Origin of the sequence: Halomonas sp. AOP30-A1-24 (assembly GCF_052378165.1) — a bacterium.
Taxonomy (GTDB): domain Bacteria; phylum Pseudomonadota; class Gammaproteobacteria; order Pseudomonadales; family Halomonadaceae; genus Vreelandella; species Vreelandella citrativorans.
In genome coordinates this window covers 18,614-35,332 of record NZ_JBQSXL010000017.1, presented here as the reverse complement: position 1 = coordinate 35,332, position 16,719 = coordinate 18,614, and the positions used below count along the sequence as shown (strand labels likewise).

Annotated in this window: 16 protein-coding genes; 10 read left to right on the top strand and 6 right to left on the bottom strand. The window is 52.6% G+C overall.

Translation table 11 applies throughout. The features are described 5' to 3' along the window. The first annotated feature begins 231 nt into the window (after nucleotides 1-231). From metH to ACT3TJ_RS11015, 4 genes are all read left to right on the top strand, one after another. A complete protein-coding gene (gene metH, locus ACT3TJ_RS11030; protein WP_444621641.1) occupies nucleotides 232-3,927 on the top strand; it encodes a methionine synthase in 3,696 nt (1,231 codons plus the stop codon). Nucleotide 3,928: 1 nt separating this feature from the next. Continuing rightward, on the top strand, nucleotides 3,929-5,266 hold the full coding sequence (locus ACT3TJ_RS11025; RefSeq protein ID WP_444621640.1) for an MATE family efflux transporter: 1,338 nt from the start codon (nucleotides 3,929-3,931) through the stop codon (nucleotides 5,264-5,266). A 114-nt stretch (nucleotides 5,267-5,380) separates the two neighbouring features. Further along, entirely contained in the window at nucleotides 5,381-7,033 is a 1,653-nt protein-coding gene (locus tag ACT3TJ_RS11020; protein WP_172116641.1) for a nitrite/sulfite reductase, read from the top strand. Continuing rightward, a complete protein-coding gene (locus ACT3TJ_RS11015) occupies nucleotides 7,026-7,601 on the top strand; it encodes a DUF934 domain-containing protein (RefSeq protein ID WP_441679311.1) in 576 nt (191 codons plus the stop codon). Before ACT3TJ_RS11020 ends, ACT3TJ_RS11015 begins: the two co-directional genes overlap by 8 nt. 48 nt (nucleotides 7,602-7,649) lie before the next feature. On the opposite strand, the gene smrA is transcribed toward ACT3TJ_RS11015, so the two are convergent. Continuing rightward, nucleotides 7,650-8,240: a DNA endonuclease SmrA gene (gene smrA / locus ACT3TJ_RS11010; protein WP_172116643.1), complete on the bottom strand. Its 591-nt coding sequence runs from the start codon at nucleotides 8,238-8,240 to the stop codon at nucleotides 7,650-7,652. A 133-nt stretch (nucleotides 8,241-8,373) separates the two neighbouring features. Between smrA and ACT3TJ_RS11005 the strand changes: the two genes are divergently transcribed. From ACT3TJ_RS11005 to pdxH, 4 genes are all read left to right on the top strand, one after another. Then, nucleotides 8,374-8,847, top strand: a complete 474-nt coding sequence (locus ACT3TJ_RS11005) for a gamma-glutamylcyclotransferase family protein (protein ID WP_441679312.1) — start codon at nucleotides 8,374-8,376, stop codon at nucleotides 8,845-8,847. A gap of 50 nt (nucleotides 8,848-8,897) precedes the next feature. Beyond that, on the top strand, nucleotides 8,898-9,521 hold the full coding sequence (gene wrbA, locus ACT3TJ_RS11000) for an NAD(P)H:quinone oxidoreductase (RefSeq protein ID WP_444621639.1): 624 nt from the start codon (nucleotides 8,898-8,900) through the stop codon (nucleotides 9,519-9,521). Then, complete coding sequence (locus tag ACT3TJ_RS10995) at nucleotides 9,518-9,916, top strand: DUF2069 domain-containing protein (protein ID WP_444621638.1); 399 nt, start codon at nucleotides 9,518-9,520, stop codon at nucleotides 9,914-9,916. The genes wrbA and ACT3TJ_RS10995 overlap by 4 nt, the downstream gene beginning before the upstream one ends. A gap of 77 nt (nucleotides 9,917-9,993) precedes the next feature. Then, a complete protein-coding gene (gene pdxH / locus ACT3TJ_RS10990) occupies nucleotides 9,994-10,638 on the top strand; it encodes a pyridoxamine 5'-phosphate oxidase (RefSeq protein WP_172116647.1) in 645 nt (214 codons plus the stop codon). A 107-nt stretch (nucleotides 10,639-10,745) separates the two neighbouring features. Here pdxH and ACT3TJ_RS10985 read toward each other — a convergent pair whose 3' ends face one another. After that, on the bottom strand, nucleotides 10,746-13,493 hold the full coding sequence (locus tag ACT3TJ_RS10985) for a bifunctional acetate--CoA ligase family protein/GNAT family N-acetyltransferase (RefSeq protein ID WP_444621637.1): 2,748 nt from the start codon (nucleotides 13,491-13,493) through the stop codon (nucleotides 10,746-10,748). 105 nt (nucleotides 13,494-13,598) lie between these two features. Here ACT3TJ_RS10985 and ACT3TJ_RS10980 point away from each other — a divergent pair, with 105 nt between their 5' ends. Both ACT3TJ_RS10980 and ACT3TJ_RS10975 read left to right on the top strand, forming a co-directional pair. Then, nucleotides 13,599-14,540: a histone deacetylase family protein gene (locus ACT3TJ_RS10980; RefSeq protein ID WP_444621636.1), complete on the top strand. Its 942-nt coding sequence runs from the start codon at nucleotides 13,599-13,601 to the stop codon at nucleotides 14,538-14,540. A gap of 81 nt (nucleotides 14,541-14,621) precedes the next feature. Further along, nucleotides 14,622-15,254 carry a helix-turn-helix domain-containing protein gene (locus ACT3TJ_RS10975; protein WP_172116650.1) on the top strand — a complete coding sequence of 211 codons (633 nt, stop codon included), beginning with the start codon at nucleotides 14,622-14,624 and terminating at the stop codon, nucleotides 15,252-15,254. A 17-nt stretch (nucleotides 15,255-15,271) separates the two neighbouring features. On the opposite strand, the gene ACT3TJ_RS10970 is transcribed toward ACT3TJ_RS10975, so the two are convergent. From ACT3TJ_RS10970 to tusD, 4 genes are read right to left on the bottom strand one after another with little or no spacing between them, the layout of a single operon-like run. Next, nucleotides 15,272-15,622 carry a TusE/DsrC/DsvC family sulfur relay protein gene (locus tag ACT3TJ_RS10970; RefSeq protein ID WP_444621635.1) on the bottom strand — a complete coding sequence of 117 codons (351 nt, stop codon included), beginning with the start codon at nucleotides 15,620-15,622 and terminating at the stop codon, nucleotides 15,272-15,274. A 1-nt stretch (nucleotide 15,623) separates the two neighbouring features. Further along, a complete protein-coding gene (gene tusB, locus ACT3TJ_RS10965; protein WP_444621634.1) occupies nucleotides 15,624-15,911 on the bottom strand; it encodes a sulfurtransferase complex subunit TusB in 288 nt (95 codons plus the stop codon). A 13-nt stretch (nucleotides 15,912-15,924) separates the two neighbouring features. Further along, entirely contained in the window at nucleotides 15,925-16,290 is a 366-nt protein-coding gene (gene tusC, locus ACT3TJ_RS10960) for a sulfurtransferase complex subunit TusC (RefSeq protein ID WP_444621633.1), read from the bottom strand. Nucleotides 16,291-16,301: 11 nt separating this feature from the next. After that, nucleotides 16,302-16,691, bottom strand: coding sequence for a sulfurtransferase complex subunit TusD (gene tusD / locus ACT3TJ_RS10955; protein ID WP_172116654.1), 390 nt, complete (start codon nucleotides 16,689-16,691; stop codon nucleotides 16,302-16,304). Between the last annotated feature and the right edge of the window lie 28 nt (nucleotides 16,692-16,719).

The window sequence follows — 16,719 nt, the reverse complement described above, 5'->3', positions numbered from 1 at the left end:
AAGCAAAACAGCGCGTCGACACAATCCCGACTGTTTTAGTAGGCTATTTAAATGGCTAACGGGCTAATGATTTTTTAACAGCTGCATTGTATAGCTGCCCTGCTTGGCGCCCTTTGGTATCATAATGTCCGTTTGGTTATTGATATGTTGTAAAACGCCGCTCATACCCCTTTTCGAAAACGTATTTTAATAAAATATTTTCGATCAAGACGCTGGAGAAGATTCCCTGTTATGGCCGCTAGTGATTTGAACGCCTCGCTTACCCAACGCCTTACCCAACGCATTCTAATTCTGGATGGCGGTATGGGGACCATGCTGCAAAATGCCCAGCTGAGCGAGGAAGACTTTCGTAGCGAACGCTTCAGCGATTGGCCGTCAGATTTAAAAGGCAATAATGACTTACTGGCGCTCACCTGCCCCGACGTAGTGTCGCGTATTCACCGCGGCTACCTGGAAGCGGGTGCGGACATTATTGAAACCAATACCTTTAACAGTACGCGCCTTTCTCAAGCCGACTACGGCATGGAAGACATTGTTGTCGAGCTTAACCGTGAGTCTGCGCGCCTCGCTCGGGAAGTGTGCGATGCGGTCGCGGCTGAAACCGGCGTGCCGCGTTTCGTTGCAGGCGTATTGGGACCCACTTCACGCACTGCTTCGTTATCGCCGGATGTGAACGACCCGTCCAAGCGTAACGTGACCTTCGATGAGCTGCGTGAAAACTATTATGAAGCTGCTCAGGCGCTGATCGAGGGCGGCGCTGACCTGATCATGATCGAAACCATTTTCGATACGCTTAACGCCAAAGCCGCGATCTATGCACTTGAAGTGCTGTTTGAAGACCTTGGCAAGCGTCTGCCGGTGATGATTTCAGGCACGATCACCGATGCCTCGGGCCGGACGCTTTCCGGGCAAACCACCGAGGCGTTTTGGAACTCGGTTCGCCATGCCCAGCCGCTGTCAGTAGGCCTTAACTGTGCGCTAGGGGCTGAAGAGCTACGTCCTTACCTTGAAGAGCTATCCACCAAAGCCGATACGTTTGTCTCTGCACACCCTAACGCTGGCTTGCCTAACGAATTTGGTGAGTATGACCAAACGCCGGAGGAGATGGCGGCGATTGTTAGCGAGTTTGCCGAGAGCGGGCTGGTTAATATCATTGGTGGCTGCTGTGGCTCGACGCCTGAACATATTCGTGCAATTGCAGATGCGGTGCGTCCCATGGCACCGCGTCAGATTCCTGAGCGTAGCTCCGCTTGCCGTTTGTCCGGACTTGAGCCTTTCAACATTGATGCAGACTCGTTATTCGTCAACGTGGGTGAGCGTACTAACGTAACGGGTTCGGCGCGTTTCAAACGGCTTATCGTTGAAGAAGATTTCACCACTGCCCTGGAAGTAGCGCTTGAGCAAGTCGAGAACGGCGCGCAAATCATCGATATCAATATGGACGAGGGCATGCTGGAGTCGCAGGAAGCCATGGTGCGCTTTCTGAATCTGATTGCTGGCGAGCCGGATATTGCCCGTGTGCCAATCATGATCGACTCGTCCAAATGGGACATTATCGAAGCAGGCCTAAAATGCGTTCAGGGCAAGGCCATTGTTAACTCGATTTCTTTAAAAGAAGGCGAAGCGGCGTTTCGTGAGCAGGCCACCAAATGTCGTCGCTTTGGCGCGGCTATCGTGGTCATGGCCTTCGACGAGGATGGTCAAGCCGATACATTCGCACGCAAGACGGAAATCTGTGAGCGCGCCTACCGCCTACTGGTCGATGACATCGGCTTTCCGGCCGAAGATATCATTTTCGACCCCAACATCTTCGCCATTGCCACAGGCATCGAAGAGCACAACAACTACGCCGTCGACTTTATCGAGGCGTCTCAGTGGATTCGCGAAAACCTGCCCCATGCGATGATTTCAGGCGGCGTTTCCAACGTCTCCTTCTCGTTCCGGGGCAATAACCCGGTACGTGAAGCGATCCACTCGGTGTTCCTGTATCACGCCATCCGTGCGGGTTTGAGCATGGGGATCGTTAACGCCGGGCAACTTGCGCTATACGACGACTTACCCGCCGAGCTTCGCGATGCCGTGGAAGACGTTGTGCTGAATAAGCGTAGCGACGGCACCGAGCGCTTGCTGGAGCTGGCAGACAAGTACAAGGGTGACGGTAGCGGCCCGGCCAAGAAAGAGGACCTTGAGTGGCGTGATTGGCCCGTTAATAAGCGCATCGAACATGCGCTGGTGAAAGGCATTACGGCCTATATCGAAGACGACACCGAAGAAGCTCGCGTTCAGGCCGAGCGCCCTATCGAGGTCATTGAAGGGCCACTGATGGATGGCATGAACGTGGTCGGCGACCTGTTTGGCGCCGGTAAAATGTTCCTGCCCCAGGTAGTGAAATCCGCGCGGGTCATGAAGCAGGCGGTTGCCTATTTGATCCCGTATATCGAAGCGGAAAAAAACGAAGGCACTCAGGCCAAGGGCAAAATTGTCATGGCCACGGTTAAAGGCGACGTTCACGATATCGGCAAAAATATTGTCGGCGTGGTGCTGCAGTGTAATAACTACGAAGTTATTGATCTTGGCGTAATGGTACCTGCCGAGAAAATTCTTCAAGCCGCGATTGACCACAACGCCGATATTATTGGCCTTTCGGGGCTGATTACGCCGTCGCTCGATGAAATGGTACATGTAGCCAAGGAAATGCAGCGCCGAGGCATGAACCTGCCGCTGCTGATTGGTGGCGCGACGACGTCCAAAGCGCATACCGCCGTTAAAATTGAGCCACAGTACGAGCAACCGGTCATTTATGTGACCGATGCTTCTCGCGCGGTAGGTGTCGCCGGCCGATTACTCGCCCCCAATCTAAAAACGGCGTATGTCGCGGAAATTCGTGAAGAGTATGTCAAGGTGCGCGAACGTAACGCCAAGCGCCGTCCTAAAGCGGCGGACCTGGATTACACTCAGGCGCGCAAACGTCGTTTCCGCACCGACTGGAGCACCCAGACGCCGGTTGAACCCAAGTTCCTGGGCCTCAAAACGTTCGATAACTATGACCTTGAAGAGCTGATCGAGCGTATCGACTGGACGCCCTTCTTCATGAGCTGGCAGTTAGCGGGTAAGTACCCAAAAATTCTTAACGATGAGGTCGTGGGCGAAGCGGCGCGCAACCTGTTTGCCGATGCGCAAGTCATGTTGCGCAAGCTTGTCGATGAAAAGCGCGTTCAGGCTCGGGGCGTTATCGGCCTGTGGCCGGCCAACAGTGTGGATGATGACGTCGTTGAAGTGTATGCCGATGAATCGCGCAGTGAGGTCATCGAGCGCCTTCACCATATTCGCCAGCAAACCACCAAGGGTCGAGACGGTATCTGCTACAGTCTGGCGGACTTTATTGCGCCTAAAGAGAGCGGCAAAGCCGACTGGATCGGCGGCTTTGCGGTTACCGCCGGGCATGGCGTTGACGAACTTACCAAGGCGTATGAAGCGGCAGGTGATGACTACAACGCGATTTTGGTTCAAGCACTTACCGACCGTTTGGCAGAGGCCTTTGCAGAGCGCATTCACGAGCGGGTACGTAAAGAGTTCTGGGGTTACGTGCCAGAAGAAACACTGGATAACGACGCGCTGATAGCAGAAAAATATCAGGGCATTCGCCCCGCCCCCGGCTATCCTGCTTGCCCGGATCACACCGAGAAAGGCACCTTGTTCAAGCTGCTAAACGCCACAGAAAATACCGGCCTTGCGCTAACCGAAAGCTACGCCATGTGGCCGGCCGCTGCCGTTGCGGGTTGGTATTTTGCTCATCCGCAGTCAAAGTATTTCTCGACAGGCAAAATCACCCGTGACCAGGTAGAAGCAATCGCTGAGCGTAAACAGATGCCGTTTGAGGAAATGGAGCGCTGGCTATCGCCGGTACTCTCTTACGACCCCAGTTGATATGGCGTTAGCAACTCGACGCCACGGCAAGGTCGTTCGCTTGGCGCTACCGATCATGTTGGGCATGCTTTCTCAGAGCATGCTCAACATCATTGATGCCGCACTGGTGGGGCATTTAGGCCAGGTCGCGCTGGCGGGTGTGGGTGTGGGTGGTTACGCCATGTTTATGCTCACCGCCCTGGTGTTTGGTCTCTCTTCAAGCGTTCAATCGCAAACGTCCCAGCGCCTTGGAGCGGGCTGTGAGCATTCGGCTCAGCCTTTACAGGCAGGCGTCGCGGTTGGCATGGTAGTTGGGCTGCCGCTATCGCTGCTGGCCTGGTGGCAAGCGCCTGCCCTGCTGTATTTGATAACACAGGTGCCTGAGGTGCATCACGTGGCGGTTGATTACTTTCGCTGGCGGGTTATCGCCCTGACAGCCATTGCGTTAACACTATGTTTTCGTGGTTATTGGAATGGCCGCCAACAGACACACCTTTATCTGCGCATTATTATGGTTGTTCAGCTGTTTAACGTAGCGGCCAGTAGCGGGCTGATCTATGGCCTGTTTGGGCTACCACGTATGGGGGCAAGCGGCGCAGGCGTAGGTACAACTCTCTCGATGTTTTTAGGCCTTTTTATCTGGCTTTGGGTCACTGTAAGACAGCACGACCAGAATGGCTTTTTGTTCAGCCTACCGATGTTCGATACGCTGCGCACAACGCTAGCACTTGCTCTGCCTCATTCCCTACAGCAGATATGTTTTGCGGCGGGCTATGTGGTGCTTTTTTGGTTGTTAAGTCGTATGGGGACCGCAAGTGTTGCGGTTGGGCATGTGTTGGTTAACTTGTCATTATTGCTAATCCTGCCGGGTGTGGGTGTGGGCGTTGCTGCCATGAGCCTGGTAGGCGAAGCATTAGGCCAGGATGATCAAAGGGCGGCCCATCGGTGGGGGCTGGATGCGCTGGGCGTTGCCGGTGTGCTGCTCGCCCTCTTGGCACTGCCAATGCTCGTATTCCCGATGCAGGTACTCAGCATTTTCTTTTCCAGCCCCGAGCTTATCGCCCTGGGCACGCTGCCCTTACAAATTACCGGTGCAATGATTGTGCTGGATGCGGCGGCGCTGGTGCTGGCTCAGGCATTGATGGGCGCTGGCGCGCAGCGTACGGTGATGCTGCTGACCTTAAGCATGCAGTGGCTTTTGTTTCTGCCCCTTGCCTGGTGGGTTGGGATTGGTTTACAACAAGGCCTGCTTGGGGTTTGGCTGGTACAGATAGTTTATCGATTTGCCAACTCGGCGGGTTTTTTATGGATTTGGCAGCGTAAGCGCTGGCTAGCTCCCAATGTTTTAAATATCGTTTAGCGATAAAAAGATAATTATATATTCTTTTGTAGAATATGAAACACGCGTTAAGGTAACACTACATTAATGTCCGCCTTGACGTGACCATTTCGCTTTTTAGCAGGATCGTGCCACATGTACCGTTACGATATTCACGACCAAACGCTTGTTGATGAGCGCGTTGCTCAATTTCGCGATCAGATGAACCGCTATCTGGCGGGTCGACTCAGCGAAGAAGAGTTTCTTCCTTTGCGGGTACAGAACGGTTTATACGTTCAGCGCTATGCTCCCATGCTGCGGATCGCCATTCCCTACGGCATGCTGGCTTCCTATCAGTTGCGTAAGTTGGGGGACCTAGCGCGTGACTTTGACCGCGGGTACGGTCACTTTACAACGCGTACCAACCTGCAGTTGAACTGGCCTAAGCTTGAGACGGTGCCGGATATGCTGGCGGAGTTGGCAACTGTCCAAATGCATGCAATTCAGACAAGTGGTAATGACATTCGTAATACCACGACTGATCAATTTGCAGGTATTGCGGAAGACGAAGAAGTAGATCCTCGCCCCTGGTGTGAGCTGATACGCCAATGGTCGACATTTCATCCTGAATTCGCTTATCTGCCGCGCAAATTTAAAATTGCCGTGACCGGCGCTGAGCAAGACCGTGCAGCCATTCAGGTTCACGATGTAGGGTTACGCCTATGGCGTGATGATGCGGGTGAAGTGCGCGTAAAAGTTCTCGCGGGCGGCGGTCTGGGCCGCACACCGCTAATCGGTGAAGTTGTTTGTGAAGACTTGCCTTGGCAGCACTTGCTTACGTATCTGGAGGCTCTGGTTCGCGTTTATAACCAGTTTGGCCGCCGGGACAACAAGTTCAAAGCACGGATCAAGATACTGGTCAAAGCGCTAGGTGTCGAAGAGTTTAGCCGCCGAGTAGCCGAGGAGTGGGCGCATCTTAAAGATGGCCCTCAAACCTTAACGCCTGAAAGTATTGAGCGGGTTGCAGGATACTTTGTTGATCCTGACCGCCGCCCGGTAAGTGACGACGCTATAGCGGCTATTGATGCACTGCGCCAGGAAAATCGTGCTTTTGGCCGTTTTATGACCAACAATGTTCAGGGGCATAAAGTTAAAGGCTATAAAGCGGTGACGCTGTCACTAAAACGCAGCGGCCATTCACCGGGTGACGTTACCTGGGAACAAATGCACCAGATAGCGGACCTGGCAGACAAATATAGCTTCGGCGAGCTTCGTGTAACTCACGAACAAAACCTGGTGCTTGGTGATGTACCTGCCGATCAACTGGAAGCACTATGGCACGATCTGGAAGCACTAGGCTTGGCAAATCCCACGGTCGGTACACTGGCAGATCTTATCTGCTGTCCGGGGGGGGACTACTGCGCGCTTGCTAATGCGAAGTCAATCCCTGTGGCACAGTCAATTCAAGAACGCTTTGAAGACCTGGACTTCCTGTATGATCTCGGCCCGCTGGATCTTAATATTTCAGGCTGCATGAATGCCTGCGGACATCACCATGTAGGCCACATCGGCATACTAGGCGTCGATAAGAAAGGTGAAGAGTGGTACCAGATTTCGCTGGGTGGTGATCAAGGCAACAGTGCCGCTTTGGGCAAGATTCTTGGCCCATCCTTTAGCCGTGAAAATGTGCCTGATGTGATTGATAAGCTGCTAAACGTTTACGTGGGTGAGCGTCATAGTGGCGAGACTTTCCTGGACACTTACCGTCGTATCGGCCTGAAGCCTTTTAAGGAGCGCGTTTATGCTTAACCAGCCTTCTTCTGAAGAGAACCTGCCATTCGAGACAGATCTGGTAGAACGCCAACGTCCTTACCTGTTTCGCGGCCAAGAAACGCAGGATAGCTGGACGTTAGTACGCGATACTGAAACAAACGCAACAGTATCTGACGCGCATACCATCGTGCCGCTCTCAATCTGGCTTGATAGCACTTCAGAGGGCAAGCTGACAGCTCCCTGGTTGCCTGCGGATACCGAGCTGACACCAGAGTTGTCTGAACGCCTTTCAAGCGCGCCATTAATTGCAATCGATTTTCCAAAATTCACTGACGGCCGTGGCTATAGCCTGGCGCGCCTACTAAGGGAGCGCTATGCCTACCAGGGTGAAGTGCGTGCCATTGGCGATGTGCTGGTTGACCAGCTGTTTTTTATGACCCGCTGTGGATTTGACGGACTTTCGCTTCGAGAAGACCAGTGGGTCGAAGATGCTCTGCGAAATCTGCATATTTTTAGTCGCGCTTATCAGCCTGCGACCGATCAACCCGAGCCGCTGTTTCACTTGCGCCAACAGGCAACCAATAAGGTAGCTTCTTACGCTTGATAGCGAAGCACACAGTGAATGCCCCTGCTTTCAGGGGCATTTTTGTTGTTATCCTTTCCTTTTTTGCTGGCGCTCACGGTTATTGGCTTTCGCCCGTTGGCTTTTGCGCAGCATCACCCACGTAGCGCCAAGCCCGCCTTCGGAAGGCTGGGCAGAGACATACGCCTGGACCTCTTCAAACTGGCCAAGCCACTTGGCCAGGTAAGAGCGCAGCACGTTGGCTGGGCTGTCCAGTTCGCGCCCTCTTCCATGCACAATCATGACCGAACGCAGGTCATGCGCATAGGCTTCCTGAATAAACGGGAACAGCATGCGGCGACATTCAGCCAGCGGCCGACGCAATAAATGAAGTTGTGCCTGTACGCTATATCCTCCATGCCTTAATTTATCGACAACGCCCTGCTGAATGCCTTCTCGACGGTATTCGATAGGATCAAAAGGGGGCAGTAAATCAACAAAATCATCGGATAGAAAATTACGTTCACTAAGCTCTTCTTGAGCGCTTTCTCTGCGTGCAAGCTGTGCTGCAGAAGGCTTCCTCCGGTGATTACCTGCGTCGGCCTGATTACTACGTGCCAACGGCGTTACATCACCCACAGAGGCTCGGAAATCCATATCATCACGAAGTGGCTGGTTCATTGCAGGCTCCTCCGATAAGGTCTACCTCTATCCTAGCAAACCATATCGTATTGCTTAAGCAGATTGCTCAACACTTGCTTAAGGGAGAACGGCACGCCAGGCTATCCCACTCACGTTTTTAAAAGGGCAACGGATGGGCTGGGTTAAAAAAACAGTCGCTCTGGCAGGTTTATTACTGCTGTCAGCGGCCACATGGCTATGGCTAACCCTGTTAAGTCCCTGGCTCTATTCCCCGCCTGATGAGGTGCAAACGGTAGAGCAACGCACACATCAGCTGTTTGTGTATGGAACGCTACGTTATCCACTGATTCGCTGGTTAGTCGCTGGCAGTTTAGGCAGTCCAGAACCGGCGGTTCTTCCAGGGTATCAGCGTCACGATCTGGACGTCGCTCCTCAGCCAGGTAGCCACGTCGAAGGCCTAAAATTAACCGTGACGCCGGAAGCGTTAAGGCGGCTTGATCGCTATGAACGCTTGGGCGTTCGGTACGAGCGCGTTAAAAAACGGTTAGCCGATGGAAGCGACGTCTGGGTTTACGTCAGATTACCCGAAACCAGCTACCATCTTTTAAAGCCATCTCCTGCCAAGTACATAGCTCTGATACCATAAGGCATCAGGCAGGGCTTTTATCGGCATTCTTCCAGGACCAAGGAAAATTTATGAGTAACACCACCCCTTACGTATTGGTTCTTTATTACTCTCGCTCAGGGGCGACGGCCGATATGGCCCGTCAATTGGCTGCAGGTATTGAAAGCATTGCGGGTATTGAAGCGCGTTTACGCACGGTACCTCCAGTTTCAACAACTTGCGAGGCCGTCGCGCCGGAAATCCCTGATGAGGGGGCGGTGTATGTTGAACTTGATGATCTGCGTAACTGCAGCGCGCTTGCCTTGGGTAGCCCCACGCGCTTTGGCAATATGGCCGCTCCCTTAAAGTATTTCCTGGATAGCACAAGCAGCTTATGGATGAACGGTGCTTTGGTCGATAAACCAGCTTGTGCATTTACATCGACCTCCAGTCTACACGGCGGCCAGGAAAGTACGCTGCTGACCATGTTAGTGCCTTTGTTGCACCACGGAATGGTCTATGCAGGTATTCCCTATAGTGAAACGGCCCTGTTAAGCACCCAAGGCGGAGGCACGCCTTACGGTGCCAGCCATTTGGCAGGCCCACGTAGCGACCGTTCGGTAGATGAACATGAACGAGCACTATGCGTAGCACAAGGCAAACGACTGGCTAAACTAGCAGTAGCGCTTAATGCCATGCGTCAGGGGACATCATGAAGCAGTGGCTAACTAGCCTGGAGGAGCGCCACGGCATAAATACGTTAACACTGCGTGCACGGAAGTGTGTATTGATCAGTTTTACGCTGCTCTTGCTGCTGGTTATTTATCGTGGCTTTACATTGCAAAGCGATACGTTTGATTGGCGGCCTGTGGTGGCCTTTATTTTACCGCTGGTGCTTTTTTTACCTTCCATTCTTGGCCAGCGTGCACGTGGCCATGCCTGGCTCGCCTTTGTCAGCCTTCTCTACGTTACACAAGGTGTCATGCTAGCCTCTGTACCCGGGCAAACGGTGCATGGCATTGTGGAAGCGCTCGTATCGCTGGCGCTTTTTGTAGGTTGCATGGGGTACGCACGTTTTCGTAGCCAACAACAGCGCCAAACAGGTAAGTGAACGTTTTGGGCGTTATCTAAAGAGTGACGAACGTTATTAAAATTCAGGGTGTTATTAAAACTTAGGGAGTTCCGCTAATGACTCGCAACATAGCCGACATTCGGCGTGATTACGAAGGTGGCAGGCTTGATGAAACCCATGTCACTCAAGGGCCTTTCGTGCTGTTTGATGAGTGGTTTAGCCTGGCCATGGAGAAGGAGGATAAAGACGCCAATGCCATGACGCTGGCAACAGTGGATAGCCAAGGGCGGCCGCATGCACGCGTTGTATTGCTGAAAGGATTTGATGAGCAAGGAATGGTGTTTTACACCAATTACCATAGCCATAAAGGTAGCGAGCTGAGCAATGTGCCGTTTGCGGCAATGACGTTTTGGTGGCCATCACTCGCTCGCCAAGTGCGTATTGAAGGTTCCGTCGAACAGGTTGCGCCGGATGAATCGGATGAGTACTTTGCCAGCCGCCCTCGCGGTAGCCAGTTAGGCGCCTGGATTGCAACGCAAAGCGTTGTCATTCCTGATCGTAACTGGATTGAGGAGCGTCAGAAACGCTTTGAACAGGCCTATGAGGGGCAAGAAATCCCGCGGCCCATCCATTGGGGCGGCTACCGCCTGCAACCTGACATGATTGAATTTTGGCAGGGCCAGCCCAGCCGACTACATGACCGTATACGTTTCGAGCGTCGCGATGGTGGAGAGTGGAGCCAGTTCCGCTTGGCCCCATAACCCCTATAAAGATCGCTCATTATTGTTCAGCGCAGGTCTGTTTCGGTGATACGTTAATTAGGCAGGCCTGCTGTAGTGGTGATGTAGAGGTGGTGCACTTGGCCGGGTTAATCGGGCAGACTTTCCAGACGAAGGCGCTGCCACTCGCTTTCGGGCTCATTTAAGCGCAGGACAGCATCAATCACCTGTTCTTCCATGTTATAGCGGCACGTGAATCCCAAGTGTTTCATTAACGCCCGCATTGGGTGGTTATCGACCATGATTTTGCCTATCATTTCGAGCGTACCGATATGCGTGCAGTAATTGACCATCTTCTTCATCAGCAGGCTGCCAATCCCAAGCCCTTGTAAATCATCGCGGATGATCACCGAAAACTCGGTGCGTATATTGTCAGGGTCGTTCCACACACGCACAACGCCTAACATCTCTTTACGCCCATCTGCGTGCTGGTGCTCGGCGATAAATGCCATTTGTCGATCATAATTAATATGTGACAAAACCGATAAATCACGTTGAGTGAGGTTGGACTTATTGTGGAAGTAGCGGAAACGAATACTCTCTTCCGATAGCTGACGGTGAAAAGCGGTGATTAAAGGCGCATCTTCGGCCCTGATGGGGCGTACCTCTACCTGCCAGCCGTTTTTCAGCGTTACCCACTCTCGCAACTCTTCCGGGTATGGCATGATGGCAAAGCGCGCAGGCGTGCCTAAATCCATCGCAAAATCCACCGCCAGCATGCCATCACGATTAAGCAGTAACGGGTTGATCTCCAACCCTCGCAGATCCCCCAAATCAGATGCCATTTGCGAAAGCTTGACTAACAGCTGACATAGCCGCTGAATGTCGCGCTCAGGTTCAGCGGAGTGCTCACGAATTAAAGAGGCTGCGTGCGTCCTGCCGACGACGTCGGCCGCCAGGCTCATGTTCAACGGCGGCAGAGCGACCTGGCGGTCTGCCAAAATATTGACTTTATAGCCGCCAATACCAAACACAATCAGCGGGCCGAAAACCGGGTCGCGGGTAATTCCGGCACAAATCTGCATGGAGTGCTTACCCCGCTGCATAGGCTGTAAGCAGAACTCGCGAATAGTGTACTGGGGAAATTTCTCATGTACTTTATCACCCAGCTGACGTACCCCTTGCGCCACTTCAGCAGGCGTTTCCAGGTCTTGTAGCAGCCCGGCAGACATTTTATGGGGGTGTTTACGGTATCGGTAAGGCCGACAATTACCTTCATGAACCACTTTCAGAGCCATCGGCCCTTGGATTTTTTGGGCTGCGGATTCGACCTCTTCAGGGGTGCCCAGATACACACTTGGCGCCGTAGGAATACCATACGCTTTAAGTACCTGGGCTGTTTCTGAATGACTGAGTGTCTCTCTCCCCTGCTCTTTTGCCTGGATGATCAGTGACCGACACTGGGCACGTATTTCCGAGCTGGTTGAAAATGGCAGGCTAGGTGGAATTTCATGCAGCAAGGCTTGAACACGCTGGTAAATTACCATGTGCATGAAAGCCTTAACGGCTTTTTCCGGGGAAATATAGGTCGGTATACCCGCGATGTTGCAGAGATGGCGGGCATTAAGGGCTTCCTTCAGGCCCATCCAACTGGTCAGCAAGTTACGCCGAAATTTTTTGCGATTATCAATTAGTGCTTGAGCCGTCATCGCTGAAGGTGCCAACCGTGTTGGGGCATGGACCACCAGCACCGCATCGACATTGGCATCGGCGGCCACAATTTCCAGCGCCTCAACAAAACGCGCAGGGGTTGCGTTGCCACCCAAGTCAACCGGGTTTTCGCCGGGCTTACTTATATCGACTTGGCTTTTATGTAGCGCCGCTTGGGTTTCCTCGCTAAACACGGCAAGCTTACCACCTGCGCTAACCAGCTTATCAATCGCCAGCATGGCTGGACCCAAGCCATTAGAAACAATGGCTAACCGATCACCGCGTAGTGGCTTCATGCGCGAGAGCGTTTCCAGAGCATCCAATAGCTCATCAGAATCGTCGACCCTTACCACCCCAGCGCGTGCAAACGCCGCATCGAAAACGACATCACGATTAGCAATACCCGGCGTAGGTGCCATCCCCGAAATATCGGATTGCGGCGTACGGCCGCTTTTAATGGCAAGTACCAAGCGGTTACGCGAAGCATCGCGCACAGAGGTCATAAAATGTTGTGCGTCATTCACCCTTTCCAAGTGTAATAAGATGGCCTGAGCGGGTGAAAACTGATTCACGTAGTCGATTAAATCCGGCAACAAAACATCGACGCTATCCCCCACCGTAATCAAGTGAGAGAACCCAACATCGCGCCCAGCGGCCCAATCAATCATGGCGTTGGCAAGCATGCCCGATTGGCCCAGGTACGCAACACGGCCCGCTTTGACAGGCTGGCTGGCGTAAGAGGCATTCAAACGCTTGCTTGGGACGATGACACCCATGCACTCTGGGCCCAACACTCGAATACCTGAGGCGATGGCGGCTTTTAACATCCGCTCACGAATAGAACCGGTATTGTCGCTATCGCGGTCCAGGTAGGCGCCTCCAGAAAGCACCAACGCGGCTTTCACACCAGACTCGCCCAAGCGTTTAATTAATTTGGGAACGCCTTTAATCGGCGAGCAAACAACCGCCAGGTCCGGCGCTTCGGGCAAGTCCGCTACACTGCTGAAACAGGGCACGCCGAATACCTGGTCATAACCTTTTGGATTGACCGCCCACAGGGTGCCTTTAAAGCCCCCCTCTTGCAGGTTATTCAGCACTAACCCACCCAGCGAGGCCGGTTTTTCAGAGGCGCCAAACACGGCTAGCGTGCGAGGTTCAAAAAAATGATGCAAAAAGCGCGTACTCAAAATTGAGCCTCCCCTGAAGTAAATAACGACGGTGTACGACTTATTGACACTGTCGCGCAAGCCCCAGAGGCGATTAAGGTGGCCTCAATACAATGGAGCGCTTGAATGATCACCTCTTACCTTACCCATCCAGACTGCTCATTGCATCATATGGGACCAGAACATCCTGAAAGTCCACAGCGTCTGGAAGCAATTCGCGCTCGCCTTTCACTTGCCGGTTTATTACAGCAGACCATGCAGTCTGATGCCAAAGAAGCCAGTTTTGAGGCGTTGGCAAAAGTACACCCGCCCCGGCACCTTAATGCCTTAGAGAAATGTGTGCCTGCTGAAGACATTGTCGCCCTGGACAGCGAAACACTCATGAATCCGGATAGCTTAAAAGCTGCCCGGGTTGCTGCCGGGGCCACTATAAAAGCAGTCGATCAGGTGTTTAAGGGTCACGCTGATAATGTTTTTTGTGCCGTTAGGCCTCCCGGCCATCATGCCGAAGCAAGCGAGGCGATGGGCTTTTGCTTTTATAACAATATCGCCGTAGGTGCCGCCCATGCACGTGACGTATATGGTGCCAAGCGTATCGCTATCCTCGATTTTGATGTCCACCAGTGTAATGGAACTATCGATATTTTTAAGGGCAGATCAGATGTCCTGATCTGTACAAGCTTTCAGTACCCGTTTTACCCGTGGCGTTATCTGCGTAGTGAGTGGCACAACGTTGTTAATACGCCGCTAGAATCAGGCACTGACAGCGCTGAATTTCGACGCCTCATTGAGCATCAGTGGCTACCCGCCCTTCATGCGTTTAAACCGGACCTGGTGATGATATCGGCAGGATTTGATGCTCATCGCGACGATACGATGGCCGATATCTGCCTGGATGATGAAGACTATTATTGGATAACGCATTTGGCAATGGAGATCGCGGCGCTTTATGCGGATAACCGCGTTGTCTCTGTACTGGAAGGTGGCTACGACCCTAAATCATTAGGAAGAGGTGTGGAGGCGCATATTAGAGCCTTGCTGGGGCTACCATTTTCAGAAGAAGGTTAAATATTCTGTACTCGCGAATACCCTGGCAGACGCTAACGCTATGTTACTATGGTCCCTATTGCTGTCTCTTATGTGACCATTATGACCGCCACTTCTGAAGAACATGCCGCACTGCGTATTGCCTCCGGCAGCAAACCGTTTGTAGAACCGCTTCTCTTGGGCGCGCGGCTCAAGCAGATTCGCTTGGCTAACCAATGGACGCTGGAAGATGTTAGCCAGCGTACCGGGCTAGCGCGCTCTACCCTTTCAAAGATTGAGAATGATCAAGTCTCGCCTACGTTTAGCGTCGTTCAAAAACTCACCACTGGGCTTAATATCGATCTACCCCAGCTCTTTACGCCGCCCAAACGTGAACGCTATACCATGGGACGACGCGACTTAACGCGTAAAGACAAAGGGCAGCTACATCCAACGCCTACTTACGAGCATGAGTTACTGGGGCACCAGCTGGCTCAAAAGCGCATGATTCCCTTTAAGACCATTGTGCGCGCACGCAACTTTGACGAATACCACCAATGGGTGCGTCATGATGGCGAAGAGTTTTTGATGGTGCTTCATGGCGATATCATGCTGTACAGCGAGTTTTATGCTCCGCTGCTGCTTGTTGAAGGTGACAGCATCTATTTTGATAGTGATATGGGGCATGCACTGGTGTCTACCAGTGCTGATGATGCGGTTGTTCTGTCCGTTTGTACCCGTGGCGATTTGGCTTAATCTTCAACTTACCGCTTCTACAGACAGTTGGTGGGTTTAGGCAGCCCGGCAAGCCGCGCTATACGTTTCGCAGGGCTGCCGGGGAAAAGCGACATTAAATACATCGACTTGCCCTTCTCTTCTCCCAGCGCATTCTTCGTGGCTTTTACCAAGGGACGCATAGCCGGCGCCATTTCATAGCGGTTATAAAAATCACGCATTACACTAATTAATTCCCAATGTGCTTCAGTTAATACAAGCCCTTCATCACTGGCCAGCATTTCAGCTACAGCTTTTGACCATTTCGACTGCTCTACCAAGTATCCCTCAGGGTCTAATCCAATTTCTTTATCTGAATCAAGATAACGGTATATTTTTGAATCCGACATATTAATACCACGTAACGATTTGAGGGTGGTGCCCAGTTAACGTAACGAATCCGTTCATATCAACCGTAGGTAAGCCATTCGCTGTAACGGCAGCATTTAGGCCCCACGCCGCGACATCTTCGGCTAACAGATAGATGCGTGACTGATACGCCTGCCAACCTTCCCAGTGCGTATTCAGCGCCGCTTGTACACCTTCTTCCGTCAGTACTACGATATCCTCTTCACCAACGGCTTGCTGCATCTGTTGCGCAGCGTCGCTATTTAGCGCCTTGGTTAAAATATGCAACATACTGAGCATCCCACTAAAAATTAAGTATTTGCGCGTACTGCTGAAGAAACCCGGGTAGTACTTTAGCTTTCAAAAACTGCACATCGTCTCGCAACGTGGATGCGGGCACTCCTAGAGTAACCAAGGTCTCTTCGGTGGTCCAAAGCTGCTCGATATCGTACATCTCCAGCATATCGATGGTGGGGAGGCTGGCTTTCTGCCCTGGCGCCCCGCTGCCTTGCTCTTTTAATAACGCCATAGCGCCCTGCCCAAGGAACAGCAGGTCTACAGGCTGTCCAAATGCGGCTGCTACCAGCGCTGTATCCAGCCCTTCTCGCAGCAGGTTGGAGCCGTAAGGAGCATGACGAATGATAACCAGCAAGCTGTTTGACTCAGCCATTAGCTCTCCTGTTAGGCAAACGTAATAAAACGATCACAGCGCTGCTGTAAGGTTAACAACTGCCCTAGCCCGGTTAACTCAAAGGGCGCATCTATATTAAACGATGCTTTACCATGACGCAGCGCCTCCGCTTCACTTGCCAAGCCACGCCTTAGTGCCGCCGCTATGCATACGTCCAGGGGAACGTTATGCGCGCGGTGTAATTCGACCCAGGCATCGTGCAGGTTAAGCTCATCCTGGGGTGGGGCCATGAGTGAAGACGCGTTGTGCACCCCTTCATGATAAAAAAATACGCCCGACAAGTGGTGCCCCTGTGCCAGCAGCGTACGAGCAAACCTTAAAGCAGAGTGTGGTGCGGGGCTGGTATACGGCGCACCCATCACCAATAAACCATACTCCATTATCGTCTCTCGAATCGGATAGCCAAAA